Below are 25,395 nucleotides of genomic sequence, written 5' to 3' on the forward strand. Positions count from 1 at the left end.
GAAGAAGCCATGAAAAATATTTTAAGCCTACAGAATAAACTCACCCCGGATGATTTCGCTCCGCTGGATGAGAACTACTTTAAAGAAGAATCACTGGAAACAGAAGAGATCGGCTACTGGAAAGCCAGCTGGATCCGCTTAAAATCCAATAAGATTGCCATGGTGGCCCTGGTGCTTATCGTGATCATGTTTATTTTCGCCTTCGTCGGCCCGCTGCTTTCTCCCTATTCCTACGATCAGCAGGTAAGAGGAGACGAGGCACTGTGGCCCTGTCTCAAACATCCCTTCGGAACCGACCGTCTGGGCCGTGACATTCTGGTCCGCTGCATGATCGGTACCCGGATTTCCATGATCGTCGGTCTGGTATCCGCCGTGATCGTTATGATCGTGGGAAGCATTTACGGAGCCATCTCCGGACTCATCGGCGGCAAAGTCGATATCGTCATGATGCGTGTGGTGGATATCATCTATTCTGTGCCGGAGATCCTTCTCATTGTTGTCATCAAAATGGTCATCAGCGAACCCTTGCAGAACCTCATCGATACGGTGCCCATGTTTCATGGACTGCAGAAAATCGGTTCCGGCCTGATTGCCATCTTCATCGTTTACGGCTGTCTTTACTGGGTGGGCATGGCCCGGATTGTCCGCGGTCAGATCCTTCAGCTGAAGACGCTGGATTTCGTCACTGCCGCTGAGGCCCTGGGCTGCGGAAGAGCGACCATGATCAAGGAACATCTGCTTCCGAACTGTATCGGCCAGCTCATCGCTACCGTGATGCTTCAGATCCCCTCAGCCATCTTCACAGAGGCCTTCTTAAGCTACTTAGGAATCGGCGTATCTGCCCCCATGGCAAGCCTTGGTTCCCTGACCTCCGAGGCTCTGAACGGTATTACCACCTACCCCTACCGGGTTATTTTCCCGGCGGCTCTCATCAGTCTCATCATCCTGTCCTTCAACCTCTTCGGCGACGGACTGAGAGATGCACTGGATCCGAAAATGAAAAAATAGTTGAGAGCATAAGCAAAATGAAAAAGCAGAAGCTGCGAAAGCGGCGATAGTGCGAAGCGCGGGTCTGTGGCTTGTGCTCTCAACGGAAGCGCAGATATATACTCTATCAAGAGTTTATATAACATCCGATCATATTTTAAAGGAGGAAGATGATTATGAAAAAAATGAGCAAAATCGTATCCCTGGCAATGGCAGCAGCTCTGGCAGCAGCTTCTCTTTCCATGAGCGCCAGCGCAGACGGAGAGGACAAAATCGAGATCGCCATCACCGGCGGCGGTGAGGATTCCATGCAGCTGAACACAGCAACCGGCAGCTACCTCAACGGTCTTTCCGCTATGCGTCATCTCTATGAAGGCCTCTATAAACTGGATGCCAACAGCGAGATCTCTTTAGGCCAGGCAGCATCTGTTGATGTGAGCGATGACAAACTGACCTGGACCTTTACCCTGAGAGATGATATCACCTGGTCCGACGGACAGCCTGTGACCGCTCAGGATTTCATTTACGGCTTTGACAACCTGGCAGCTCAGGGCGGCGATTACTGCACGATTCTTTCCGATGTGGCAGAGAGCTATGAGGCTCCCGACGACAAGACCGTTGTGATCAAACTGAAACAGCCCTGCGCTTATCTTCCTTCGATTCTCGCTTTTCCGTCCACCTATCCGGCAAGACAGGATTATGTAGAACAGTACGGAGATGCTTACGCAACCGATCCGGACAAATCTGTTTACAACGGACCTTACGAGATGGAGAGCTGGGCTCATGAGTCTGAGGTAGTCATGAAGCTTCGTGACGACTACTACGATGCAGATAACATTCAGGTCGGCACCATCAACTGGGAGCTCATCACCGAGGAGAGCTCCGCACTGGCTTCCTTCGAGAGCGGCGACTATGTATATTCCGATATGTGCCCGGACGAGGAGAAACCGCGTATGGAGGGCAACGGCCTGGTTTACACCGAGGGCGACAACAACTACTGCGTGATGTTCAACCTGGGTGAGAACGGAAATGACGTGCTGAAGGATGAGAACGTCCGCAAAGCCCTTTCCCTCACCATTGACAGAGACCGTATCATGGCAATCCGCGGACTGAACGATGAGATCGGCGTGACTCTTGTCTGCCGCGGTTATGTGAATGCAGACGGAACCGATTTCGTAGACTATTGTGATCCCTGGGAGGACACTTCCGCTTACGAGGAAAACTGTGAGACAGCAAAACAGCTGCTGGCAGACGCAGGATACGCAGACGGCCAGGGCTTCCCGGCACTGAAATACATCGTGAACAACGACAGCCGCAAAGAGATTGCCGAAGCCATCGTCAACGACTGGAAAGAAGTTCTGGGAATCGACTCCATCACCGTAGAAAAAGTGGAAAACTTCTCCGCAGCAAGAAGAGCCGGTGAATATGATCTGGCTTATTATGGCTGGTACATGGATTACAAGGATCTCTCCAACATGTACAGCACTTTTATCAACACCGAGAGTGCAAACTCCTTCTATCACAGCGACGACTACGATGCCGCTTATGCAAAGGCAGTTTCTGCTGATACCGAGGAAGGACAGTGGGAAGCATACAAAGAGTGTGACGCGATCCTGGCAAAAGATCTGCCGGTATCTGTGATCCTGCACTCCATGAACACCTACCTCTTCAATGACACGAACTACGAAGGCCTGGTATATTCCTGCGGCAACTATGTATTTACTTATCTGAAAGCTCTGTAAGAGAACAAACGGAAGGCTGTGCGGATATCCGTGCAGCCTTTTTTCGGCGTTAAAAAAAGAAAGGAGTATTCACTATTATGAAACTGAAAGAAATCGCCATCGGATACATCGATATTCCTCTGGTGACACCTTTTAAGACGGCGCTGCGTACCGTAAACAGCGTAAATGACCTGATTGTGAAGGTGACAGCGGAGGATGGAACGGAAGGCTACGGGGAGGCTCCGCCAACGGCAGTCATCACCGGTGACACGAAGGAGTCCATCGAGGCGGCGATCCGCTATTACATCGCGCCCACGATCAAAGGCATGGATCTTGAGGATCTTCCGGCCATCATGCAGAAACTGGAAAAATGCCTGGCAAAAAACACAACCGCCAAGGCCGCTGTGGATATTGCCCTCTATGACCTCTACGCCAAGCTTCAGAAAAAGCCGCTGTTCCGTCTTCTTGGAGAAAAGGAGCCGGAGCTGGTCAAAACGAAGCTGGAAACTGACCTTACGATCAGCGTCAATGAGACCGAGGAGATGGTCCGCGACAGCCTCCTGGCCGTGGAAAAAGGTTTCCATGTGCTGAAGGTCAAGGTCGGAAAAGGCGGAGCCAAGGACGTGGAGCGCATCCGCGAGATCCGAAATGCTGTAGGTAAAGACATCGTGATCCGTGTAGACGCGAACCAGGGCTGGACCCGGGAGGAGGCTGTGTCCACGATCACTGCGATGGAAGATGCCGGTCTTGGCATCGAACTCGTGGAGCAGCCCGTTTCCTATCACGATTTCAAGGGTATGCAGTATGTGACCGCCCAGGTGGAGACTCCGATTCTGGCAGACGAGAGCGTTTTCTCCTATGAGGATGCGGTTCGTCTGATGGAGGAAAAAGGCGCGGATCTCATCAACATCAAGCTCATGAAGACCGGCGGCATCCACGAGGCCGTGCGGATCTGCGACGCTGCGGATCAGTTTGGAGTAAAATGCATGATCGGCTGCATGCTGGAGAGCAAGGTTTCTGTCAGCGCCGGCGTTCATCTGGCTGCCGCCCGTTCCTGCGTGACCATGGCGGACCTGGACGGCCCGTCTCTCTGCCGCATCGATCCTTACGAGGGCGGCCCGGTCTATGAGGGCCCGCACATTTTCTTGAAGGAAGACAACGGCATCGGCATCACCGGCGTTCCGGTCAAGTTCGAGACAATCTAAAAAATAACGGGGGTTTGAAAAATGGAAAGACAGCTGGCTGTGGTGACAGCGGAACATGCATATCTGCGTAGCGGCGCCGGAGAGACGGACGGAAGCAACCAGACCGGAATCGAGGATGAGATCTTTTCCGGCTGGGCCGTGGAGATTCTCGAGGAGGACCCGGAGAAAGCCTTTGTAAAGGTGCTTACCCATTATGGCTATGAAGGTTATGTGAGAAAGACAGAGCTTCGCCCGATGACAAAAGAAGAGCTGAAAGAAAGACAGGAGAAGAGCCGTTTTTACCGGATCGGCATTTCCGAGGCGGATCTTCTGGACCGGCCGAAGGTTCAGGGTCTGCCGCTGGAGCTGCTCCTGAAAAACGCGATTGTGGAGTATCTCGAGGATGCGCCCGAGGGCTGGTGCCGGGTAAGGAGCGCCGCCGGAAGAGAGGGCTATATTCATCAGGAAAATCTCCGGGAGCGGAGAGAGGATGACGGTTTTCTCCTCACAGAGGACAGGGTAGATTATTTCGCGAAGCGCCGGGAAGCGCTCGCCGTCAGCGAGGAGGCATTCCGGGAGGGCATTGTTGCAAGCGCCAGAGAGTTTCTCGGTACCCAGTACCGCTGGGGCGGCAAGTCATCCCAGGGCATCGATTGTTCTGGCCTCGCTTTCATGAGCTATCTGGACAACGGCCTTCTGATCTACCGGGACGCTTCCATCGAAGCCGGTTATCCGGTGAAAAAGATTCCGGTGGATGCTCTGAAAAAGGGCGACCTGATCTTTTTCCCGGGCCATGTGGCGATCTATCTCGGCGAGGACAGATACATCCATTCCACGGGCTATGCGAAAACGCCCTGTGTGACCATAAACAGCTTCAGGAAAGAGGATCCGGACTTTCGGGCGGATCTGGTAAATAAAATCACAGAATGTGGGAGTGTGTTTGCATGAAGATGAGAGATTTTTCCTGTGAGGAACTGAAAAGCCTGGCGGTGGAGCTGCCGGACGAGGTGAGCCGTTACGAGGCGGCCGGAGATTTTGAAGGGGCGGGAAAAGCCATTGACCGGTGGCTGGAGAAACCCGTGGGCGAGGCCATGAAGACCAGGCTTCGCTATGAAAAATATATCATTCAGGAGCTTCCGAAGGAATTTCCGGATACGGAGGAGGAAGTGATCCGGAAATTCCGGGAAAAGCTGCCTGATTTTTCCATGGAGGATCTTCAGAGGGCGGAAAGGGAAAATATGGCGGAGTGGATTCTGGTAGACGGAAAGAAGCACTACATCCACAGCTTGATCCGGAACCTCACGGACAAGGAGCCGGAGATCCGCCGTCGTCTGGGTCTCACAGAAGAGGTGACGGAGGAGGATCAGTATCAGCAGGCTGCGATCCGTGAAATGCAGGAAAAAGGAGAAAAGGCAGTCCGCATCCGCCTGAAAACCTCGATTCGCCTGAAGGATGAGAATTTCGTGTCGGGCATGAAAATCCGGGCCCATCTGCCCATTCCGGCGTGGCTTTCCCGAACCTTTGACGTGAAGATTTTAAATCACGCGGAGGGAAAAGTGACCGTGGACGAACCAACTTCCATGTGGCGGTCCATCTGCTTTGAGGATACGCTTCAGGAGAACCGGACTTTCTTTGTGGAGTATGAGTATGTTGTGTGGACAAAATATCTCGATCTCTGGCATGGAGAAGTTTCGGGAGCAGAGGATTTTAACCATGTACGGATGAAGTACGTCGGAGACTTCGTTGCCTGCCTGAGAGAACAGTACCCCCACATCCGTTTTACTCCGTATCTTAGGTCTCTGGCGTCGGAGATTGTCGGCGAGGAGAAGCGTCCCATGGAGATCGCCCGGCGGATCTACGATTACGTTACGAAAAACGTCCAGTATTCCTACATGCGGAACTATTCTCTGATGACCTGCATTCCGGAATACTGCGCGAAGAACCTTCGGGGAGACTGCGGCGTCCAGGCCCTGCTCTTTATCACGCTCTGCCGGATCGCCGGTGTGCCCGCGAGATGGGAGTCCGGTCTTTACAGCAATCCGGCCTATGTGGGAGCCCACGACTGGGCGATGTTTTATGTGGAGCCCTACGGCTGGCTTTACGCGGACCCATCCCTTGGAGGCTCTGCCTACGCGGAGGGCGATGAGAACCGCCGCCGCTTCTATTTCGGAAATGTGGAGCCTTTCCGGATGGCAGCCAACCATGAATTCCAGCAGAAATTCAGCGTGAAAAAAGAGTTCCTGCCCATCGATACCTGCGATAATCAGCTGGGTGAGATGGAATGTGAGGAGCGAGGCTTTGCGGAAGACGAACTTGAGATCACGAAAGAGATGATTTCGTACGAGGCTTTATAAGAAAAAAGACAGGCCCTGCCAGAATATTTGCCCGGCAGGGCCTGTTTGTGCTATATTTAAGCGATAACGACAGCCATCCGTCCCAAAGCGTCGTAGATTTCCTCGAAACGCTTCTCGTCTCTCCAGACGAGGCCGCTCAAGGCATCGCTGACCAGAACGCGATGCTTCTCGGGGTCGTAGCCGCAGAGGACGATGCAGTGTTCGTTATGGTAGAAATGCCAGGTTTTTCCATTGACGATGTATTCCGCCACGTCTACCGGTGTCTTGAGATAGACGGAATCATAGACGATGATGGGAATTTTCCGTTCGAGATAGGGATAGAGCTCGGAAAGAGCTGTACCCGTGAGGTCTTCAGCCTTCTGAGAGCAGCCGTTTTCCCGAAGAAAACGATTGGCCGTCTCCGTAAGGCCCGGTGCATAGATGCCGTCCCCGGAAATATCGTGGGGATCGCCCTTAAAGAGGGTGACGAAATTTTCAGGGTCTTTCTTAAGGTACTTGTCGGCGATCTCCGTCTTGGAGAGCTTCTGGCCGTAATAATTCAGCACCATCGTAAGAGCGACGGACTCGCAGCCTGTGGGGAGCTCCGGATTCTGCAGGATATTTTCCACAGGAAGAATCACGGCTTTATCAGAGGGCATAAACTCGGGGTATTCCCGCTCCGCATCCGGGATGCTTCCGAGAATAAAGCGCTCGTGACCGCCGTATTTCATCAGGCGTTTCCGGACCGTAAAGCCCTCGGCCTGAACGTTCCGGAGGCTGTACTCATTGTAGGGGGAGACCGTGGTCATCACGTTGCAGCTGGGAAGGATTTCCCGGGCATAAGAAACGCAGGTCTGGATGAGCATCCGCTGAAGCCCGTGTCCGCGGTAGTCCGGATCCACAACGATCGTATCAAGCGTGGCGGTGGAGAAGAGCTTTTCGCGGTTCCAGCCAAGATCCCAGCCTAAATTTTCAGGGGCGTCGTTTGGAAAAATGAGGGAGCCGTAGGCGATGAGGCGGGTCTCATCGTAGACACCGAAAATGGCATTGGGGGAGATGAGATAGTCCCTGTTGTCCGCCCGGTCGGTGGCAACGAAAAGATCCGGGTTTGTCATGGTGTCTGAGATATGCTGCTGCAGCTCCATGATGGCATCGAGGTCCGGGAGAGCGCAGCGGCGTATGGAAAATGAATTTTTCATAGAATCCTCCGATCAAAATATAATAACCAAAGAAAGTATAAGGTCTTGGAATCAAAAAGTCCAGTTTTCCAAAGAAAAAACAAGAAAACCCTTGACATTCCCCCTTGTGGAAGCTGTATAAGAGGGTCAGACACGCGAGGAAGGAGCATCAAAATGAAGATCAAACAGGTCGAAGAGCTGGTGGGCATCACCAGAAAGAACATCCGCTTTTATGAGGAGCAGGGGCTGCTCTCGGTGGAACGGGCCGAAAACGGCTACCGGGAGTACAGCTTGAAGGATGTGAAACGCTTACAGGAGATTCGTTTCTTAAGAAAACTTTTTATCCCCATCGAGGATATGCGGGAAGTTTTCGAAGGGAAAAAGAGCCTCACGAGCTGCCTGGAATATCAGGTGGAAAAAATGGAGCGGGAGAAAAAGAACCTGACTCAGGTGCAGGAGTTCTGCGAGACCCTTCTTCAGGAAAAACTGACCTTGGAGGAGCTGGATGCCGAGGCGTGTCTGGAACGGATGGAACAGCTGGAAAAGGAGGGGACGAATTTTATGAATATTCAGAAGACAGACGTTCATAAGAAAAAGATCCGGGGCGCATTTTTGGGAGCCGGGATCATGCTGGTCCTGATGGCAGGTACGGTGGGGATGATCCTCTGGGGAAATTCCGTGGATCCGCTGCCCATCGGGTGGCTCCTGTTTCTGATTGCCATTCCGGTAGCTTTTGTAATCGCTATCCTGGTGGCTTTAAGAGCACGCTTAAATGAGATCAAAGGAGGAGAAGAAGATGAAGCTTCTAAGTATTGAACACATCCCAGGCGTAGAATTTGAGGCCCTGGGCATGGTAAAAGGAACGGTCGTCCATTCCAAAAACTTCGGAAAAGACTTTATGGCAGCCATGAAGACGCTGGTGGGCGGCGAGATCGTGAGCTACACGGAAATGCTCAACGAGGCCCGGCAGATCGCGGTGAAACGGATGGTGGATGAGGCGAAAGAGCTGGGAGCCGACGCAGTCATCGGCGTCCGCTACGGTTCTTCCCAGGTCATGAACGGAGCCGCGGAGGTCATTGCCTACGGAACCGCCGTGAAATATCTGAAACAGAGTTGAATAAACCTCCTGTTCCCGGAAAGACTGGAACTATCAGTCAGGGACAGGAGGTTTTTGTATGCTCTATAAAAGATGGAAAGGAAGGCTTCTGCTTTTTCTTGCAGGTTTTTTTGCGGCGGTATTGTTTTTCAGCCAGGCGGCAGCGGCAGGGCGGATCGAGGATAAGGTGCTCCGTCTTCACGTCATTGCCAACAGCGACAGCGAGGAGGACCAGGCCCTGAAGCTCAAAGTGCGGGATCAGGTCCTTGCAACTCTAAAGCCTCTCCTTGAAAATGCAGAGGATAGAAGCAGCAGCGAAGCCATTGTGCGTGCTCATTTGTCCGAGGTCGAGGCGGCGGCCCGGGAGACCGCCTGGCAGGAGAAGCCCGGGGAAAACGTGCATGCGGAGCTTACCAACACCCGCTTCCCGGAGAAGACCTACGGCGACTGCACTTTTCCCGCAGGAAACTATGACGCCCTACGGATCACGATCGGCGAGGCGAAAGGGAAAAACTGGTGGTGCGTGCTTTTTCCGAGTCTCTGTTTTGTGGACACGGTCCACGGCGTCGTGCCAGAGGAGTCCAAAGAGCTCCTGAAAAATGTGCTGACGGAGGAAGAGTACGAGAGCCTTTTCACCCCGGGAAAAAGCGAGTATAAGGTCCGGTGGAAGGCAGCGGAAATCTGGCAGTCACTTTTTGGATAAAAAAAGACCCCGAAGAAAATTTCGAGGCCTGATTTTATTAAGCGTTCTTATTCTTGAAGGAAGCTCTCTTTCTCTGCATGGAATCCAGGATCTTTTTCCGGATGCGGAGGGACTTCGGAGTAACCTCCAGAAGCTCGTCGCTGTCGATGAACTCCAGGCACTGCTCCAGGCTCATGATCTTGGGCGGAGTCAGTTTCAGGGCCTCGTCAGAACCGGAAGAACGGGTGTTGGTCAGATGCTTGGTCTTGCAGACGTTGAGCTCGATATCCTCGGGCTTTCCGCTCTGGCCGATGACCATACCAGCGTAAACCTTGGTGCCCGGCTCGATGAAGAGGGTACCGCGGTCCTGAGCGTTGAAAAGACCGTAGGCAACGGCCTCGCCGCTCTCGAAAGCGATGAGGGAACCCTGTTTACGGAACTGGATATCGCCCTTGTAGGGAGCGTAGCCGTCGAAGATGGAGTTCATGATACCGTTACCCTTGGTGTCGGTCATAAACTCTCCGCGGTAGCCGATGAGGCCGCGGGCCGGGATGGAGAACTGCAGGCGGGTGTTTCCGCTGTTGTTCACACTCATGCCCTGAAGCTCACCCTTTCTGAGAGCCAGCTTCTGGATGACGTTTCCGGAGAACTCGTCGGGAACGTCGATGTATACCAGCTCCATGGGCTCCAGCTTTTTGCCGCGCTCGTCGGTGTGGTAAATTACCTCAGCCTTACTTACGGCGAACTCATAACCCTCACGGCGCATGTTCTCGATGAGGACGGACAGATGAAGCTCACCACGGCCGGAAACCTTGAAGGCCTCGGTGGTCTCAGTCTCCTCCACGCGGAGGCTGACGTCGGTGTTCAGCTCACGGAACAGACGGTCTCTTAAGTGACGGGAGGTAACAAACTTACCTTCCTGACCTGCCATCGGGCTGTCGTTTACGACGAAATGCATGGAGATCGTCGGCTCGGAAATTTTCTGGAAGGGGATGGCTTCCACATGCTCCGGGGAGCAGAGGGTATCACCGATATGAAGATCGGAAATACCGGAGATGGCTACGATGGAACCAACGGTAGCCTCGTTTACTGCTACTTTGTTCAGACCATCAAACTCATAGAGCTTGCTGATCTTGACACGGCGCTGCTTGTCCGGCTCGTGATGGTTTACGAGGACACAGTCCTGGTTTACTTTGATAGTACCGTTGTCCACTTTGCCGACGCCGATACGGCCCACATACTCGTTGTAGTCGATGGTGCTGATCAGAACCTGGGTTCCGGCAGTCTCGTCGCCTTCGGGAGCGGGGATATAGTTCAGAATGGTCTCAAACAGCGGCACCATGTCGTGGGACTCTTTGTTGAGGTCCAGGGTGGCAAAACCGCTCTTTGCGGAAGCGTAGACGAAGGGGCAGTCGAGCTGCTCATCGGAAGCGTCGAGATCCATCAGAAGCTCCAGAACCTCGTCCACAACCTCATCCGGACGGGCTTCCGGACGGTCAATCTTGTTGACACAGACGATAACCGGCAGATCCAGCTCCAGAGCCTTGCTCAGTACGAAACGGGTCTGGGGCATCGGTCCCTCGAAAGCATCCACCACAAGGATAACGCCGTTTACCATCTTCAGGACACGCTCTACCTCGCCGCCGAAATCTGCATGGCCCGGGGTGTCGATGATGTTGATTTTTGTGTCTTTATAAAATACAGCCGTGTTTTTGGAAAGGATCGTGATTCCACGCTCTCTTTCAATGGCATTGGAGTCCATGACACGTTCAGCGACTTCCTGATTTGCGCGGAAAACGCCGCTCTGTTTCAGAAGCTCGTCTACAAGGGTCGTTTTACCGTGGTCTACATGGGCGATGATCGCAATGTTACGCACATCTTCTCTTTTCATAAAAAATCGTTCCTCTCAAAAAATGTACAAGTACATACCTTATTATATGTTTATCAGTTCACAACTAATCCAGTTTATCATATTTTTTCAAGATTACAAGAGTCTTTTGAAATTTTCCAAAAAACAGTTCTAAAGTAGGAAAGGCCTGCATAAATATACTTACTAAGTAACCGCTCCGAAAGGAAAAGCTTCCGTCCGGGGCCGCTTACGGGATACTACGGGAAAGAGAAGGGAGAAGATTTATCTATGGATAAAATCATTGAAAACAATCAGGTAACTGTCATGGGCGAGATCGCTTCGGAATTTGAGTTCAGTCATGAGGTGTTTGGGGAAGGCTTTTATATGCTGGAACTTCTGGTGAAACGCCTGAGTGATTCTTTTGACCGGATTCCGGTGATGATCTCTGAGCGCCTCATCGATGTGACGCAGGATTATCGGGGGGAATTTATCCAGATCTCCGGCCAGTTCCGGTCCTATAACCGTCATGAGGAGAAAAAGAACCGTCTGGTGCTGTCTGTCTTTGCCCGGGAGGCTGCTTTTGTGGAAGCCGAGGATGATAAGGTGAAGAGCAACCAGATTTTTCTGGACGGCTTCATCTGCAAGCCGCCGGTCTACCGGAAGACGCCTTTGGGGCGGGAGATCGCAGATATGCTGGTGGCCGTGAACCGTCCCTACGGAAAATCGGACTATATTCCCTGCATTTCCTGGGGCCGGAATGCCCGTTTCGCCTCCAATTTTGAGGTGGGAAGCCGGGTACAGATCTGGGGCCGGATTCAGAGCCGTGAGTATGTGAAAAAGCTCGAGGACGACCGGACGGAAAAACGGACCGCCTATGAGGTTTCAGTCAGCAAAATGGAAGAAATTTCCTGACGAAAATCTTCTTGTAAATCCGGGAAAATTGTAGTAAGATGGACTGGCTCAGAATGAAAAAATGTTGATTTTCCGGTGCAGGGGAGCCCCTCCGGAAAAAAGAGGTGCGGAAATGGATAAAGGTACAGTACATATTTACTGTGGAAAAGGAAAAGGGAAAACCACCGCTGCCATCGGTCAGGCCATCAAAGCTGCCTGCGAGGGCCGGAATGTGGTGATCATTGAATTCCTGAAGGCGAAGGAGGAAGACGAACTCGGTTTCCTCAAGCGTCTGGAGCCGGAAATCAAGGTTTTCCGTTTTGAAAAATTCCAGGAATGCTTTGAAGATCTTCCGGAAGAGAAAAAAGAGGAAGAGATTCTGAATATGAAAAATGCCCTGAATTTTGCCAGAAAAGTCCTGGTGACGGAGGAGTGCGACGTGCTGATCCTCGATGAAGTCCTGGGGCTGATTCCCCATGGAATTGCAGGGGAGGCGGAGCTTCGGACGATTCTGGAGGCCAGAAGCGGCTCCACGGATCTTTATATGACCGGTGTTTACGGGGCCAGAGAAATCTGGGATGCCGTGGACGAGGTGACGGAGCTGGTGGCGCACAAAAGCCTGCCTGCACCTGACAAAACAGCGGTTGACAAGGAAAATCAATAATGATATAGTTATGAAAAAGCGGGATTTTTTACCCGCGGATTGAATACTCATGAAGATAGAAAGCTTGCCTAAAGAACTTTCTATTGTGATGCAGGATGATCGGGGGCGGACTTCATCGGGTCTGTCCCCTGTTTTTATGAATGATTTGTCAAGGAGGAAAAGAAATGGCAATTTTCAAAGGAGCCGGTGTTGCGATCGTGACACCTATGACGGCTGACGGAGAAGTAAATTATGAAGTTTTAGGGGAAATGCTGGAGGCACAGATTGCAGGCGGTACCGATGCCATCATCATCTGCGGCACCACCGGCGAGTCCGCCACCCTCAGCGAAGAAGAGCATTCCGCAGTAATCCGCTATGCGATCAAGAAGGTCAACAAACGGATTCCGGTGATTGCAGGAACCGGTTCTAATTGTACCGCGACTGCCATTAAGCTTTCCAAAGAGGCAGAGAAAGACGGAGCAGACGGTCTCCTTCTGGTGACTCCGTACTACAACAAAGCGACACAGAAGGGCCTGATCGCTCACTATACTGCTATCGCAAAAGCAGTGAGCCTGCCCATCATTCTTTATAACGTACCCAGCCGTACGGGCTGCAATCTTCAGCCGGAGACCATTGCCGCACTGGTGAAAAATGTGAAGAACATCGTGGGTGTGAAAGAAGCCAGCGGAAATATTTCCCAGATTGCCAAAGTGAAACTGCTCTGCGGTGACGACATCGACCTCTATTCCGGAAACGACGACCAGGTAGTGCCCATCCTTTCTCTGGGTGGTATCGGCGTGATCTCCGTTCTCTCCAACGTGGCTCCGAAGGAGACCCACAACATGGTTATGGATTACCTGAACGGTGATGTGGATAAAGCAAGACAGATGCAGCTGAAAGCCATTCCTCTGATCGACGCTCTCTTCTCCGAGGTAAACCCGATCCCGGTGAAAAAAGCTCTGAATCTCATGGGCTGGGAGGCAGGTCCTCTTCGCGCTCCCTTAACGGAGATGGAAGCTTCTCATGCAGAAGTGCTGAAGAAAACCATGAAGGATTTTGGCATCAAAGTTGTTGACTAAGCTTACGGAGGAAGAAAAAATGGTCAGAATTATCATGCATGGCTGTAACGGCCATATGGGTCAGGTGATCACTGGCATTGTAAAGGAAGACAAAGATGCCGAGATCGTGGCAGGTATCGACCTGGTAGATAACCGCGATAACGGCTATCCCGTATTTAAAAGCCTGAAAGACTGCGATGTGGAGGCGGATGTGGTCATCGATTTCGCTTCTGCCAAGGCTGAGGACGCTCTCATCGACGCCTGCCTGGAGAAAAAGCTTCCGGTTGTTGTCTGCACCACCGGCCTTTCCGAGGAGCAGCTTGCCAAAATCCGCGAGGCTTCCAGGGAAGTAGCAGTTCTCAAATCCGCCAACATGTCCCTGGGGGTGAATACCCTCTTAAAGCTTCTGCAGGACGCAGCTAAAGTGCTGGCTCCGGCTGGTTTTGACATGGAGATCGTTGAGAAGCATCACAAACATAAACTGGACGCTCCGAGTGGAACCGCCATTGCCATGGCTGACAGCATCAACGAGGCTATGGGTAACGAGTACACCTATACATACGACCGCAGCGGCCGCCGTCAGGAGCGCGATCCGAAGGAGATCGGCATTTCTGCTGTCCGCGGCGGAAATATCGTGGGCGAGCATGAGGTGATTTTCGCAGGCCTTGACGAGGTCATCGAGTTCAAGCACACCGCTTACTCCAAGGCCGTATTTGCCAAAGGAGCCGTATCTGCGGCAAAATTCCTCAAAGGAAAAGGTCCGGGTTACTACGATATGAGCGATGTCATCGAGGCAAACGCATAAATAAAGACAGAAAAAACGCTGTACCGTCTGGTATGGCGTTTTTTTGAAGGAGTGAGACTCATATGGAAAAGGAAATGGAACTGAAATACCTGAAAAGCCTGGCGAAGCTCTATCCCAGCGTGGCGGCGGCTTCCACAGAGATCATCAATCTGCAGTCCGTGCTGAACCTGCCGAAAGGGACGGAACATTTCATGACGGATATCCATGGAGAGTACGAGCAGTTTTTCCATGTGCTGAAAAATGGTTCCGGCTCTGTGAAAAAGAAGATCAATGAAGAGTTTGGAAATACCTTAAGCAAGAAAGACAAGAGCGGCCTGGCGACGCTGATCTATTACCCGGAGCTCAAAGTCGATCTGGTGGAAAAGACCGAGGAGAATCTGGAGGACTGGTATAAGATCACACTCCACCGCCTGATCCAGATCTGCAAACGGGTGGCCAGCAAATACACCCGAGCCAAGGTACGGAAAATGCTGCCCCAGGATTTTGCCTATGTCATCGAGGAGCTCATCACAGAAAAGGAAGAGCTTCTCGACAAGGAAGCCTACTACAATGCGATTATCAGCACGATCATCCGGGTGGGCAGCGCCCGGGAATTTATCATCGCTTTAAGCAACCTGATCCAGCGTCTGGCCGTGGACCACATCCATATCGTGGGTGACATTTTTGACCGCGGACCGGGGCCGCATCTTATCATGGACAAGCTGATGAGCTACCAGTCTGTGGATATCCAGTGGGGAAATCATGACGTGGTGTGGATGGGGGCTGCCGCCGGTCATCTGGCCTGCATCGCCAACGTGATCCGGGTGGCCTGCCGCTATGGAAACCTCGATATGCTGGAGGACGGCTACGGCATCAACCTGATTCCGCTGGCCAATTTCGCCACCTCTGTCTACGGTGATGATCCCTGTGAATGTTTTAAGATCCACTATACGCCCAACGAGTACAACACCAACGACCTGGCCTGGGATCTGCGGATCCAGAAAGCCATCTCTGTCATTATGTTCAAACTGGAGGGTCAGATCATCCATGAAAACCCCGAGTTTGAGATGGAGGATGAGCTGTTTCTCGATAAGCTGGATCTTGAAAAAGGTACGGTGAAGATCCGCGGAAAAGACTATGCCCTTCTCGACAGCAGCTTCCCCACCGTGGACCCGAAGGACCCCTATGCCCTGACGCCCGAGGAGGCGGAGGTCATGGAGCGGCTTCAGTCCGCCTTCCTGAAATGCGAAAAACTCCAGCGCCATGTACGTTTTTTGTATACAAACGGCAGTCTGTACAAAGTATACAATGGAAATCTTCTCTATCACGGCTGTGTACCTCTGAATAATGACGGCACCTTCCGGAAGGTACGGATCTTCGGGAAGGAGTACAGCGGCAAGGCGCTCTATGATATTTTGGAGGTTTACGCCCGGAAGGGCTACTATTCCATGGATAAGGAAGAGCGCAAGAAGGGGCGGAATATCCTCTGGTATATCTGGAAAAACAAGAACTCACCGGTTTATGGAAAAGACCGGATGACCACCTTCGAGAGGTATTTCGTGGCGGCACCTGAGACCCATGTGGAGCAGAAAAATCCCTACTACGCCTATGTAAACGAGGAACGGGTCATCGACCGGATTCTGGCGGAGTTCGGCCTCGACCCGGAAAATTCCCACATCGTCAACGGCCATATGCCGGTCAAGGTAGCGAAGGGCGAGACTCCGATCAAGTGCAACGGCAAGCTCTTTATCATCGACGGCGGCTTTTCCAAGGCCTACCAGAAGGTGACGGGAATTGCGGGCTATACCCTTGTATACAATTCCTATGGCCTGCTTCTGGTGGCCCATGATCCCTTCGTTTCCGTGGAGGAGGCCGTGCGTACAGAATCCGATATCCATTCCCAGACCATGGTGGTGGAGCGGACCTTCAATCGGCTGACTGTGGCGGACACCGATGCGGGCAGGGAGATCCAGGAGCGGATTCACGATCTCGAGGAGCTTCTCCGGGCCTACCGTTCCGGTGAGGTGACGGAGAAAAATTAGGGCTGGGGGTCAGTCTGCCTTGATTCCATCAAAGATTCATGATACACTTTTCTTATCAACGGGAAAGCTCCATCAGAGGGCGCCTTTGCTCTTCTGCGGGGCTTTTTTCCGCAAAAAGGAGGATTGTAATGTCGGCCAGAAAACGTATCGAGTATGTGGATGTCGCTAAAGGAATCGCGATTCTCTGCGTGGTGGCAGGCCATACTTTTGCAGCTTATGACCCTGGAAGTCTTCAGAATAAATTTATCTATTCGTTTCATATGCCCCTCTTTTTTATCCTGTCCGGTTTTTTCTACAAACCGCAGGAGTTTAAAAAAGCTTTTTGGAAAAAGGTAAAAAGCCTTCTGGTCCCTTATTTTGTGATCAATGCGCTTCGTTGTCTGGTGGCCTTGTATCAGAGCGGCTTTGAAAACATGCTTACGGGGTATTTCTTTCCGGCTCTGTACGGAAACGGTTCCACGCCGAAAATCGCCCTCAGTCTTTTCGATGTGAAGATCGTGGGCATGACCTGGTTTCTCATGGCCCTGTTCATGTGCCAGGTGATGTATCTCAGTCTGGAAGAATTTTCAAAAAAATATGGCGCGCCCATGTGGATGCTGGTATTCATCACCGCCATTACAGGAATTGGATTCAACGATAAAGTCTGGCTGCCCTTTTCCATTCAGCCAGCTATGGGAGCCCTGATTTTTTATCATGCCGGAAGGCTTATGCGGGAGAAAAAGGTGCTGGAGGAGCCGGTGACGGCCATGCCTGTGGGAATTCTCGTCATGGGAGCCGTGATGTGGCTGGTGACGATTTTCTATGCGAATCTGGGGATGCATGCCAATTCCTACCACAGTCTGGTATCCTTCCTCGGAGCCATTGCCGCCACCTATTTTATTACTCAGTTTTCCAAATGGCTTTACCGGGTGCCCGCGTTGGGCGTTTTTCTGAACTGGTGCGGAAGAAATTCGATTTATATTTACTGCCTCCATGCGATTGACAGAACAATCATCGTTCCGATCAAACGTGTGGTTCTTATGGTTTTCCCACTGCCCTCCACCAAGGGAGCGCTGTTGTTTGTTGTGATCCGGCTGTGCTGTATCCTTCTCGGGGCTCTGCTTTTTGTTGTGGCAAAAACCATTGTGCAGGAGTTCATATGGGAACAGAAGAGAAAGAGGAAAAGAGAGCTGGAACTGCAGAAGCGCAGACAGCAGCTGATGATGAGACAGCGCCGGAGAGAAGAGATACGGCGCAGGGAAAGAAGATAACAGGAGGAAAAAGATGCTGAACATCAGAGAATATGTGAAGGTTCAGAGCCTTGAGGAGGCCTACGAACTGAATCAGAAGAGGACAAACAAGGTCATTGGCGGCATGCTCTGGATGAAGATGGGCAGCCGGAACATCCAGAAGGCCATCGATCTTTCGGGCCTTGGTCTTGATAAAATCGAGGAGACGGAGGAAGAGTTCCGGATCGGCTGCATGACTACCCTCCGGGACCTGGAGCTGCATCCGGGGCTGGAAGCTTACACCGGAGGCGCAATGAAGGAAAGCCTCCGCCATATCGTGGGCGTACAGTTCAGGAATCTGGCCACGGTGGGAGGAAGCATTTTCGGGCGCTTTGGGTTTTCAGATGTGCTGACTCTGTTTCTGGGGCTTGACACCGATGTGGAGCTTTATAAGGGCGGTATTGTTCCCCTTTCCGAGTTTGCCTGGAGCAAGCGGGACAACGATATTCTCGTGGGCCTCATTGTGAAAAAGAGACCGGTGCAAATTGTTTATCAGTCCCTGCGCCTTTCCAGGACGGATTTCCCGGTGCTGGCGAGCGCCGTGGTCTGTCTTGACGGAAAATGGAGAGCTGTCATCGGGGCAAGACCTCAGCGGGCCCTGCTTATTGAGGACGAGGAGAACCTTCTCGGGGGCGGCCTTACCGAGGAAAACATTCGGAAATTTGTAGCCTATGTGAAGGAGAAAACGCCCACGGGCTCCAACATGCGGGCCGGAGCGGATTACCGGAGCCATCTGGTGGAAGTTCAGGTGCGGAGAGCACTGGAGAGAATGAGAGGTGAAGAGAATGCAGATTAACCTGAAATTAAACGGAAAAACGATTAAGGAAGAGATCGCAGATGACCTGCTTCTCATTGATTTTGTGCGGAAGCACGGCTGCTACAGCGTGAAGAGAGGCTGCGAGACGGCAAACTGCGGGCTCTGCACGGTATTTTTAAATGGCAAACCGGTGTTATCCTGCTCGCTGCTGACAGCCAGAGCCAACGGACAGGAAGTGACCACGCTGGAAGGTCTCCAGCCCGAGGCGGAAGAGATCGGTTCCTTCCTGGCCGGGCAGGGAGCGGAGCAGTGCGGTTTCTGCAATCCGGGCTTTATGATGAACGCCATCGCTCTTTTCCGGGAAAATCAGGACCCGACCGATGAGGAGATCCTCGAGTATCTGTCCGGAAACCTCTGCCGCTGTTCCGGTTACGAGGGCCAGCTCCGGGCGATGAAAAAATATCTCGCATGGAAAAAAGAAAAACAGGAGGTGGGTGCATGAAGGTAGTCAATCAGCCGGTAATGAAAAAGGACGCCATGTCCCTGGTGACAGGAAAACCGGTCTTCCTGGATGATGTGGTGCCTGACAATGCCCTTGTGGTAAAAGTAAAAAGAAGCCCCTATGCCCATGCCCTCATCGAGGAGATCAAGATCGACACGGCGCTGAAGGTGCCGGGCATCGAGGCCATTTATACCTATAAAGACGTGCCGAATATCCGCTTCACGATGGCGGGCCAGACTTATCCGGAGCCCAGCCCCTACGACCGCCTGATTCTGGATCAGAGAGTCCGTTTCGTTGGCGATGCGGTAGCCATTGTGGCCGGAGAAAATGAGAAAGCCGTGGAAAAGGCTCTGCGCCTTATCAAGGTCAAATATCAGGAGCTGGAGCCGGTGCTGGATTTCCACACGGCGAAGGACAATCCGATTCTGGTGCATCCGGAAGATAACTGGGAGTCCAAATGTCCGGTAGGTGCGGACAACAAGCGGAACCTCTGCGCCAGCGAGGTTTCCGGCCACGGGGATATCGAGGCGGTCTTAAAGGACTGCGATGTGGTGGTGGAGCATACCTACCATACGAAAGCGGACCAGCAGGCCATGATGGAGACCTTCCGGACCTACACGAGCATGGACACCTACGGAAGACTGAACGTCATCAGCTCCACGCAGATCGTCTTCCATGCCCGCCGCATCATCGCGACGGCTCTTGGAATTCCAAAATCCAAGGTGCGGGTGAGCAAGCCCAGAATCGGCGGCGGTTTTGGCGCGAAGCAGACCCTTGTGGCGGAGATTTATCCGGCTTTTGTCACCTGGACCACGGGAAAGCCGGCGAAGATGATTTACACCCGGGAAGAGTGTCAGATCGCTTCCACGCCCCGTCACGAGATGGAAGTTACGGTAAAAGTGGGAGCGAATAAGGACGGCCGGATCCGGGCCATCGATATGTATACGCTTTCCAATACGGGAGCCTTCGGTGAGCACGGACCGACGACGGTTGGCCTTTCCGGTCACAAGGCCATTTCCCTCTACGGACGGCTGGAGGCCCATCGTTTTGCCTATGATGTGGTTTACACGAACCATATGTCCGCGGGCGCTTACCGCGGATACGGAGCAACCCAGGGCATCTTTGCCGTGGAGTCCGCCGTGAATGAGCTGGCAGACCGGCTGGGAATGGATCCGGTGAAGCTTCGTGAGAGGAATATGGTCCGTCAGGGTGAGATCATGCCTTCCTATTATAATGAGCTCAATTCCAGCTGTGCCCTGGACCGCTGCATGGCCCGGGCCAAAGAGATGATGCACTGGGACGAGAAATTTCCGGCAAGAGATATGGGCAACGGAAAAATCCGAAGCGTCGGCGTGGCCATGGCCATGCAGGGTTCCGGTATCTCCGGCGTGGACGTGGGTTCCGCCTCGATTAAGCTCAACGACGAGGGCTTCTATGTGCTCCGGATCGGCGCTGCGGATATGGGAACGGGCTGTGACACGATTCTGGCCCAAATGGCAGCAGAGTGTCTGTCCTGCGGCGTGGAGGATGTGGATGTCTTCGGTGCGGATACAGACGCTTCTCCCTACGATTCCGGTTCCTACGCTTCCAGTACGACCTATGTCACCGGTATGGCGGTGGTGAAGGCCTGCGAGAAGCTGAAAAATAACATTATCGCCCGGGCGGCCGAGATGCTGAACTGTCCTGTGGAAAGCCTGGAATTTGATGGAAAGACCGTTTCCGGGGAAAAGGGCAGCGTGACTTTGGCGGATATCGCGACCAGTTCCATGTGTGGAAACAACATTCCCATGGAGGTTTCCGAGAGCAACAGCGCTCCCACCTCCCCGCCTCCTTTCATGGTCGGCATGGTGGAGATCGAGCTGGACAAGGAAACCGGAGCCATCGAGCTTCTGGACTATGTGGCCGTGGTGGACTGCGGAACGCCGGTAAACCCGAATCTTGCGAGAGTACAGACCGAGGGCGGCCTGGGCCAGGGCATCGGCATGACTCTCTACGAGGATATACAGTATAATTCCAAGGGAAAACTCTGGAACAATTCCTTTATGCAGTACAAAATCCCGAGCCGTCTGGATGTGGGCAGACTTCGCGTGGAGTTTGAGAGCAGTTACGAGGAAAGCGGTCCTTTCGGAGCGAAATCCATCGGCGAGATCGTCATCAATACGCCTTCCCCGGCCATCGCCCATGCGGTACACAACGCTTCCGGCGTCTGGGTACGGGAACTTCCGATCACCCCGGAGAAGATCTGGAGTGGAATGCAGGAAAAAAATGAAGATTGACCTGATTTTAATGGCGGCTGGAAACAGCCGCCGTTTTGGAAGCAACAAGCTGTTGTATGAGTGGAGAGGGAAAAAACTGTACCGGTATATGTTCGATGCCCTGGTGGAAGCGGCGGAAGGGCTTCCGCAGGTCCGGGTCCGGGTGGTGACGCAGTATGAGGAGATCCTGAAAATGGCAGAAGAATTGGCGAAAAGGGAGGCACCGGGTTTTCTGACCGGCGTTTACAGCCCGGAAAGCGTCAAAGGCCTTTCCTATACGATAAGGAAGACACTGGACTTTGAGGCTGCCGATCCGCCGGAGGCTTTCGCTTTTTTTACAGCGGACACGCCGGAGTTTTCCTCTTCGGATATTCGGGAGTTTCTGGAGGCTTTCTTAGCTTCAGGCCGTCCGTTGGCCTGTGTCCGTTGCGGAGAAACTTACGGAAATCCTGCCGTTTTTTCCTGGAAATATGCACCGCTTTTTCAGGTCCTCACCGGGGACCAGGGTGGAAAGAAGGTGCTGAATCAGCTGCTTGACGACTGCTTTTTCTACGAGCTTCCGGAGGGCAGCCGGAGGGATATCGATACACCGGAGGATTTATAGTTTTTAATGAAGGAGAGTGGAGTTATGAAGAATCATACCTGGCTTGGCATCACGAATGAAAGGCAGGAAAATGTGTACTTTCTGGATTATGAGCTCCGTCCGCTGGAGACAATGACGATTTCTATCTGGCCGGATACTTCCGGCTACAAGAGTCTTGGCGGCGTTTATATCAACCGGGAACCGGCCGAATACAGAGGCGGTAAGGAATGTACGACGTATTCCATGGGAAAGTTTCCTTCTGGCCGGCTATATGGGACAGGGCTATTCGATCTCGACCTATTACCGGCTGACAGATGGACGCCTGGAAAAAATGGAGAATTTTGTCCACGAGACCGCCGGCGATCCCAATGTACCTCCCTATGTAATCAATGACGAGGAGGTCTCCGAGGAAGATTTCAATTCCCGGAAGGAAAAATGGAATCAGATATCCAGTCATTTCGTGACGATAAGCTATGATCTCATGACGGATATCACGGATACGAATATCGAGATTCTGCTGAATGCGGACTATCAAACTTCCTGAAAAAGGAGTCGAAAAAAGACTTGAAACCTCTGGAAGATATGCATACAATAGAGTAAATGTGAAAAACAATTAGGAGGAAAATCGCTCATGAAGCTTTTGGAAGACAGAATCCGCCGGGACGGTGTGGTTAAGGAAGGAAATGTACTGAAAGTAGATCGTTTTTTGAATCATCAGATGGATATTGAACTGTTTCAGGAGATTGGAAAAGAGTTCAAACGCCGTTTCGCAAATGAGAATGTAAACAAGATCCTCACGATCGAGGCTTCCGGAATCGGAATCGCCTGTATCGCGGCAGAATCTTTTCATGTGCCGGTAGTCTTCGCAAAGAAGACCCAGACAAAAAACATTGCCGGAGAGGTTTACACCACTCAGGTGGAGTCCTTTACCCACGGAAGAATCTATGACATCATCGTGTCCAAAGAATTTTTAGGAAAAGGTGACCGGGTGCTTCTGATCGACGACTTCCTGGCCAATGGAAAAGCTCTGGAAGGCCTGGCACAGCTGGTACAGGATTCCGGCGCAGAGCTGGTGGGAGCCGGCGTTGTGATCGAGAAAGGTTTCCAGAGAGGCGGAGATGCCATCCGTGCAAAAGGCATCCATCTGGAGTCCCTGGCCATCGTAGAGTCCATGAATGACAAGACCGGAGAGATCGTATTCCGTGAGCAGTAAACGAGCAGAAGTGGGAGGTTTATCGTATGAATACAAAACAGGCAGTGCAGGAGGGCAGAACCGTCCTCGGCATCGAATTTGGTTCCACGAGAATCAAGGCAGTACTGGTAGATGAGAATGCCCATCCCATCGCCCAGGGCGGCTATGACTGGGAAAACCGCTATGTGGACAACATCTGGAGTTATACGCTGGAGGATATCTGGAAAGGCCTCCAGGGCTGTTATCAGGAAATGGCGGAGGATGTGAAAAAGACCTACGGCGTCACGCTGAAAAAAATCGGAGCCATCGGTTTCAGCGGCATGATGCACGGCTATATGCCTTTTGATAAGGAAGGAAAGCTTCTGGTTCCCTTCCGGACCTGGAGAAACAACATCACAGGACAGGCTTCTGACGTCCTTTCCGAGCTTTTCAACTTCCAGATTCCTCAGAGATGGAGCATCGCCCATCTTTACCAGGCGATCCTCAACGGAGAAGAGCATGTGAAGGATGTGGCCTTTTTCACGACTCTGGCGGGCTATATCCACTGGAAACTCACGGGAGAGAAGGTCATCGGTATCGGCGAGGCCTCCGGCATGTTCCCCATTGATGTGGAGAAAAAAGATTTTTATCCGAAAATGCTGGATCAGTTCGACGAGCTGGTAGCTCCGAAAGGCTATCCCTGGAAGATCCGCGAGATCCTTCCGAAAGTCCTGGTGGCCGGTGAAGCTGCTGGAATCCTGACGGAAGAGGGAGCGAAGCTTCTGGATGTCAGCGGTGAACTGGAAGCGGGCATTCCCTTATGTCCGCCGGAGGGAGACGCCGGAACCGGCATGGCAGCCACCAACAGCGTGCGTCAGCGTACGGGTAATGTTTCCGCCGGAACCTCTGTGTTTGCAATGCTGGTTCTGGAAAAAGAGCTCAGCACCCGTTATCCGGAGATCGATATGGTGACGACGCCGGCAGGCGATTCTGTCGCCATGGTTCATTCCAATAACTGCACCTCCGACCTCAATGCCTGGGTGGGCCTTTTTGATGAGTTCGCCTCCGCAATCGGGGCGAAGATCGACAAAAATCAGCTGTTTTCCACGCTCTACAATAAGGCTCTGGAAGGAGATAAGGACTGCGGTGGTCTTCTGGCCTACGGCTATCTTTCCGGTGAGCATATCACGCATTTTGAGGAAGGCCGTCCGCTCTTTGTCCGCACACCGGGGAGCCATTTCTCCCTGGCAAACTTTATGCGGGTGAATCTCTATACAGCTCTCGGCGCTTTAAAGACCGGCCTGGATATCCTTTCCTCCAAAGAGGGTGTGGAAGTGGACAAGATTCTGGGCCACGGCGGTCTCTTCAAGACGCCGGGCGTGGGACAGAAGATCCTGGCAGCAGCCATGAACGCTCCGGTTTCCGTCATGGAGACGGCAGGCGAGGGCGGAGCCTGGGGAATCGCCCTTCTGGCTTCCTATATGCTGCAGAAGAAAGATGGCGAGAGCCTTGCGGATTATCTGGACAGCAGAGTATTTGCGGACAGCAAGGCCATCCGTGTGGAGCCGGATACGGAAGATGTGGCTGGTTTTGAGACCTTTATGAAACGGTATCAGGCAGGGCTTGCCATCGAGCGTGCGGCTGTGGAGAGCCTGGCAGATTAAGGAGAATGGATTATGCTGGAAGAACTGAAACAACAGGTGTATGAAGCAAATATGCTTCTGCCGAAATATAAACTGGTAACTTTTACCTGGGGAAATGTGAGCGGCATCGACCGGGAGAAAGGGCTTTTTGTCATCAAACCCAGCGGGGTGGATTATGACAAGTTGACGCCGGAAGATATGGTGGTTATGGATCTTGAGGGCAACCGCGTGGAGGGACATTATAATCCTTCTTCCGATACGGCTACTCATCTGGAGATTTATAAAGCCTTCCCGAAGATCGGCGGCATCGTACATACCCATTCTTCCTGGGCTACCTCCTGGGCCCAGGCCGGCCGGGGAATCCCCTGCTACGGCACGACTCAGGCGGATTATTTCTACGGGGAGATCCCCTGCGTGCGAAACCTGACCAAAGAGGAGATCGAGGAAGCCTATGAGAAAAATACGGGGCTTCTGATTGTGGATTATTTCAAAGACAAAGATTATATCGCCATGCCCGGCGTTCTCTGCAAGAACCACGGGCCCTTTACCTGGGGAAAAGATGCCTTTGAAGCCGTTCACAACGCTGTTGTTCTCGAAGAGGTGGCCAAGATGGCCAGCCGCTGTGAGCGGATCAATCCCGATGTGAAACCGGCTCCCCAGGAGCTGCAGGATAAGCATTATTACCGGAAACACGGGGCAAACGCCTACTACGGCCAGTAATCCAATGGGGGCGGGAAAAATTGGTCTTTTCTCTGTCCCGGGTGGCAT

The 25,395-nt window shown here is 52.5% G+C and carries 24 protein-coding genes; 22 read left to right on the top strand and 2 right to left on the bottom strand.

Annotated elements, in window-relative coordinates; genetic code table 11:
* Positions 1 to 9: 9 nt before the first annotated feature.
* The 5 genes from LKD71_RS07825 to LKD71_RS07845 all read left to right on the top strand — a co-directional run bounded on the left by LKD71_RS07825 (position 10) and on the right by LKD71_RS07845 (position 6,246).
* Positions 10 to 1,008, top strand: a complete 999-nt coding sequence (locus LKD71_RS07825; RefSeq protein ID WP_227614994.1) for an ABC transporter permease — start codon at positions 10 to 12, stop codon at positions 1,006 to 1,008.
* Positions 1,009 to 1,163: 155 nt separating this feature from the next.
* Positions 1,164 to 2,729: a peptide ABC transporter substrate-binding protein gene (locus LKD71_RS07830; RefSeq protein WP_227614995.1), complete on the top strand. Its 1,566-nt coding sequence runs from the start codon at positions 1,164 to 1,166 to the stop codon at positions 2,727 to 2,729.
* 77 nt (positions 2,730 to 2,806) lie between these two features.
* On the top strand, positions 2,807 to 3,913 hold the full coding sequence (locus LKD71_RS07835) for a dipeptide epimerase (RefSeq protein ID WP_227614996.1): 1,107 nt from the start codon (positions 2,807 to 2,809) through the stop codon (positions 3,911 to 3,913).
* A 21-nt stretch (positions 3,914 to 3,934) separates the two neighbouring features.
* Positions 3,935 to 4,840 (top strand): SH3 domain-containing C40 family peptidase, encoded by a 906-nt coding sequence (locus tag LKD71_RS07840; RefSeq protein ID WP_227614997.1) that lies wholly within the window; start codon positions 3,935 to 3,937, stop codon positions 4,838 to 4,840.
* Positions 4,837 to 6,246 carry a transglutaminase-like domain-containing protein gene (locus LKD71_RS07845; protein WP_227614998.1) on the top strand — a complete coding sequence of 470 codons (1,410 nt, stop codon included), beginning with the start codon at positions 4,837 to 4,839 and terminating at the stop codon, positions 6,244 to 6,246. The genes LKD71_RS07840 and LKD71_RS07845 overlap by 4 nt, the downstream gene beginning before the upstream one ends.
* A gap of 56 nt (positions 6,247 to 6,302) precedes the next feature.
* On the opposite strand, the gene LKD71_RS07850 is transcribed toward LKD71_RS07845, so the two are convergent.
* The gene (locus LKD71_RS07850) at positions 6,303 to 7,424 is read right to left on the bottom strand and encodes a GNAT family N-acetyltransferase (RefSeq protein WP_227614999.1); all 1,122 of its coding nucleotides are present in this window, start codon (positions 7,422 to 7,424) and stop codon (positions 6,303 to 6,305) included.
* A gap of 153 nt (positions 7,425 to 7,577) precedes the next feature.
* On the opposite strand from LKD71_RS07850, the gene LKD71_RS07855 reads away from it, so the two are divergent.
* Genes LKD71_RS07855 through spoIIR form a run of 3 tightly spaced genes read left to right on the top strand, consistent with a single transcriptional unit; the run spans position 7,578 to position 9,202 of the window.
* A complete protein-coding gene (locus LKD71_RS07855) occupies positions 7,578 to 8,219 on the top strand; it encodes a MerR family transcriptional regulator (protein ID WP_227615000.1) in 642 nt (213 codons plus the stop codon).
* On the top strand, positions 8,200 to 8,520 hold the full coding sequence (locus LKD71_RS07860; RefSeq protein WP_227615001.1) for a YbjQ family protein: 321 nt from the start codon (positions 8,200 to 8,202) through the stop codon (positions 8,518 to 8,520). Before LKD71_RS07855 ends, LKD71_RS07860 begins: the two co-directional genes overlap by 20 nt.
* Positions 8,521 to 8,578: 58 nt before the next feature.
* Positions 8,579 to 9,202 (top strand): stage II sporulation protein R, encoded by a 624-nt coding sequence (gene spoIIR, locus LKD71_RS07865; protein WP_227615002.1) that lies wholly within the window; start codon positions 8,579 to 8,581, stop codon positions 9,200 to 9,202.
* Positions 9,203 to 9,239: 37 nt separating this feature from the next.
* On the opposite strand, the gene typA is transcribed toward spoIIR, so the two are convergent.
* Positions 9,240 to 11,072 (bottom strand): translational GTPase TypA, encoded by a 1,833-nt coding sequence (typA, locus tag LKD71_RS07870; protein WP_227615003.1) that lies wholly within the window; start codon positions 11,070 to 11,072, stop codon positions 9,240 to 9,242.
* Positions 11,073 to 11,318: 246 nt separating this feature from the next.
* On the opposite strand from typA, the gene LKD71_RS07875 reads away from it, so the two are divergent.
* The 14 genes from LKD71_RS07875 (at position 11,319) to araD (ending at position 25,347) form a co-directional block, all read left to right on the top strand.
* Complete coding sequence (locus tag LKD71_RS07875) at positions 11,319 to 11,942, top strand: single-stranded DNA-binding protein (protein WP_178045367.1); 624 nt, start codon at positions 11,319 to 11,321, stop codon at positions 11,940 to 11,942.
* A 112-nt stretch (positions 11,943 to 12,054) separates the two neighbouring features.
* Positions 12,055 to 12,585, top strand: a complete 531-nt coding sequence (locus LKD71_RS07880) for a cob(I)yrinic acid a,c-diamide adenosyltransferase (RefSeq protein ID WP_178045366.1) — start codon at positions 12,055 to 12,057, stop codon at positions 12,583 to 12,585.
* Between the two features lie 164 nt (positions 12,586 to 12,749).
* Positions 12,750 to 13,643 carry a 4-hydroxy-tetrahydrodipicolinate synthase gene (dapA, locus tag LKD71_RS07885; RefSeq protein WP_227615004.1) on the top strand — a complete coding sequence of 298 codons (894 nt, stop codon included), beginning with the start codon at positions 12,750 to 12,752 and terminating at the stop codon, positions 13,641 to 13,643.
* Positions 13,644 to 13,662: 19 nt separating this feature from the next.
* Positions 13,663 to 14,427, top strand: coding sequence for a 4-hydroxy-tetrahydrodipicolinate reductase (gene dapB, locus LKD71_RS07890; protein ID WP_227615005.1), 765 nt, complete (start codon positions 13,663 to 13,665; stop codon positions 14,425 to 14,427).
* Between the two features lie 62 nt (positions 14,428 to 14,489).
* Positions 14,490 to 16,448 carry a fructose-1,6-bisphosphatase gene (locus LKD71_RS07895; protein WP_227615006.1) on the top strand — a complete coding sequence of 653 codons (1,959 nt, stop codon included), beginning with the start codon at positions 14,490 to 14,492 and terminating at the stop codon, positions 16,446 to 16,448.
* 128 nt (positions 16,449 to 16,576) lie between these two features.
* The gene (locus LKD71_RS07900; protein WP_227615007.1) at positions 16,577 to 17,698 is read left to right on the top strand and encodes an acyltransferase family protein; all 1,122 of its coding nucleotides are present in this window, start codon (positions 16,577 to 16,579) and stop codon (positions 17,696 to 17,698) included.
* Between the two features lie 13 nt (positions 17,699 to 17,711).
* Positions 17,712 to 18,512: an FAD binding domain-containing protein gene (locus LKD71_RS07905; RefSeq protein ID WP_227615008.1), complete on the top strand. Its 801-nt coding sequence runs from the start codon at positions 17,712 to 17,714 to the stop codon at positions 18,510 to 18,512.
* Entirely contained in the window at positions 18,502 to 18,975 is a 474-nt protein-coding gene (locus LKD71_RS07910) for a (2Fe-2S)-binding protein (RefSeq protein WP_227615009.1), read from the top strand. The genes LKD71_RS07905 and LKD71_RS07910 overlap by 11 nt, the downstream gene beginning before the upstream one ends.
* Positions 18,972 to 21,251 carry a xanthine dehydrogenase family protein molybdopterin-binding subunit gene (locus tag LKD71_RS07915; RefSeq protein WP_227615010.1) on the top strand — a complete coding sequence of 760 codons (2,280 nt, stop codon included), beginning with the start codon at positions 18,972 to 18,974 and terminating at the stop codon, positions 21,249 to 21,251. The genes LKD71_RS07910 and LKD71_RS07915 overlap by 4 nt, the downstream gene beginning before the upstream one ends.
* Positions 21,241 to 21,834, top strand: coding sequence for a nucleotidyltransferase family protein (locus LKD71_RS07920; protein ID WP_227615011.1), 594 nt, complete (start codon positions 21,241 to 21,243; stop codon positions 21,832 to 21,834). The genes LKD71_RS07915 and LKD71_RS07920 overlap by 11 nt, the downstream gene beginning before the upstream one ends.
* Before the next feature lie 154 nt (positions 21,835 to 21,988).
* Positions 21,989 to 22,357, top strand: a complete 369-nt coding sequence (locus LKD71_RS07925; RefSeq protein WP_227615012.1) for a hypothetical protein — start codon at positions 21,989 to 21,991, stop codon at positions 22,355 to 22,357.
* Positions 22,358 to 22,444: 87 nt separating this feature from the next.
* Positions 22,445 to 23,026, top strand: coding sequence for a xanthine phosphoribosyltransferase (locus LKD71_RS07930; RefSeq protein ID WP_178044743.1), 582 nt, complete (start codon positions 22,445 to 22,447; stop codon positions 23,024 to 23,026).
* 26 nt (positions 23,027 to 23,052) lie between these two features.
* Positions 23,053 to 24,648 (top strand): xylulokinase, encoded by a 1,596-nt coding sequence (locus tag LKD71_RS07935; RefSeq protein WP_178044742.1) that lies wholly within the window; start codon positions 23,053 to 23,055, stop codon positions 24,646 to 24,648.
* A 12-nt stretch (positions 24,649 to 24,660) separates the two neighbouring features.
* Positions 24,661 to 25,347, top strand: a complete 687-nt coding sequence (araD, locus tag LKD71_RS07940) for an L-ribulose-5-phosphate 4-epimerase (RefSeq protein ID WP_305038935.1) — start codon at positions 24,661 to 24,663, stop codon at positions 25,345 to 25,347.
* The last annotated feature ends 48 nt before the right edge of the window (positions 25,348 to 25,395 follow it).

This window comes from Fusicatenibacter faecihominis (genome assembly GCF_020686945.1).
Lineage (GTDB): Bacteria > Bacillota > Clostridia > Lachnospirales > Lachnospiraceae > Limivivens > Limivivens faecihominis.

Bases quoted from the DNA above. Each gene is read 5' to 3' on its own strand.
- LKD71_RS07825 (WP_227614994.1), top strand. From the start codon at position 10: ATGAAAAATATTTTAAGCCTACAGAATAAACTCACCCCGGATGATTTC.
- LKD71_RS07830 (WP_227614995.1), top strand. From the start codon at position 1,164: ATGAAAAAAATGAGCAAAATCGTATCCCTGGCAATGGCAGCAGCTCTG.
- LKD71_RS07835 (WP_227614996.1), top strand. From the start codon at position 2,807: ATGAAACTGAAAGAAATCGCCATCGGATACATCGATATTCCTCTGGTG.
- LKD71_RS07840 (WP_227614997.1), top strand. From the start codon at position 3,935: ATGGAAAGACAGCTGGCTGTGGTGACAGCGGAACATGCATATCTGCGT.
- LKD71_RS07845 (WP_227614998.1), top strand. From the start codon at position 4,837: ATGAAGATGAGAGATTTTTCCTGTGAGGAACTGAAAAGCCTGGCGGTG.
- LKD71_RS07850 (WP_227614999.1), bottom strand. From the start codon at position 7,424: ATGAAAAATTCATTTTCCATACGCCGCTGCGCTCTCCCGGACCTCGAT.
- LKD71_RS07855 (WP_227615000.1), top strand. From the start codon at position 7,578: ATGAAGATCAAACAGGTCGAAGAGCTGGTGGGCATCACCAGAAAGAAC.
- LKD71_RS07860 (WP_227615001.1), top strand. From the start codon at position 8,200: ATGAAGCTTCTAAGTATTGAACACATCCCAGGCGTAGAATTTGAGGCC.
- spoIIR (WP_227615002.1), top strand. From the start codon at position 8,579: ATGCTCTATAAAAGATGGAAAGGAAGGCTTCTGCTTTTTCTTGCAGGT.
- typA (WP_227615003.1), bottom strand. From the start codon at position 11,072: ATGAAAAGAGAAGATGTGCGTAACATTGCGATCATCGCCCATGTAGAC.
- LKD71_RS07875 (WP_178045367.1), top strand. From the start codon at position 11,319: ATGGATAAAATCATTGAAAACAATCAGGTAACTGTCATGGGCGAGATC.
- LKD71_RS07880 (WP_178045366.1), top strand. From the start codon at position 12,055: ATGGATAAAGGTACAGTACATATTTACTGTGGAAAAGGAAAAGGGAAA.
- dapA (WP_227615004.1), top strand. From the start codon at position 12,750: ATGGCAATTTTCAAAGGAGCCGGTGTTGCGATCGTGACACCTATGACG.
- dapB (WP_227615005.1), top strand. From the start codon at position 13,663: ATGGTCAGAATTATCATGCATGGCTGTAACGGCCATATGGGTCAGGTG.
- LKD71_RS07895 (WP_227615006.1), top strand. From the start codon at position 14,490: ATGGAAAAGGAAATGGAACTGAAATACCTGAAAAGCCTGGCGAAGCTC.
- LKD71_RS07900 (WP_227615007.1), top strand. From the start codon at position 16,577: ATGTCGGCCAGAAAACGTATCGAGTATGTGGATGTCGCTAAAGGAATC.
- LKD71_RS07905 (WP_227615008.1), top strand. From the start codon at position 17,712: ATGCTGAACATCAGAGAATATGTGAAGGTTCAGAGCCTTGAGGAGGCC.
- LKD71_RS07910 (WP_227615009.1), top strand. From the start codon at position 18,502: ATGCAGATTAACCTGAAATTAAACGGAAAAACGATTAAGGAAGAGATC.
- LKD71_RS07915 (WP_227615010.1), top strand. From the start codon at position 18,972: ATGAAGGTAGTCAATCAGCCGGTAATGAAAAAGGACGCCATGTCCCTG.
- LKD71_RS07920 (WP_227615011.1), top strand. From the start codon at position 21,241: ATGAAGATTGACCTGATTTTAATGGCGGCTGGAAACAGCCGCCGTTTT.
- LKD71_RS07930 (WP_178044743.1), top strand. From the start codon at position 22,445: ATGAAGCTTTTGGAAGACAGAATCCGCCGGGACGGTGTGGTTAAGGAA.
- LKD71_RS07935 (WP_178044742.1), top strand. From the start codon at position 23,053: ATGAATACAAAACAGGCAGTGCAGGAGGGCAGAACCGTCCTCGGCATC.
- araD (WP_305038935.1), top strand. From the start codon at position 24,661: ATGCTGGAAGAACTGAAACAACAGGTGTATGAAGCAAATATGCTTCTG.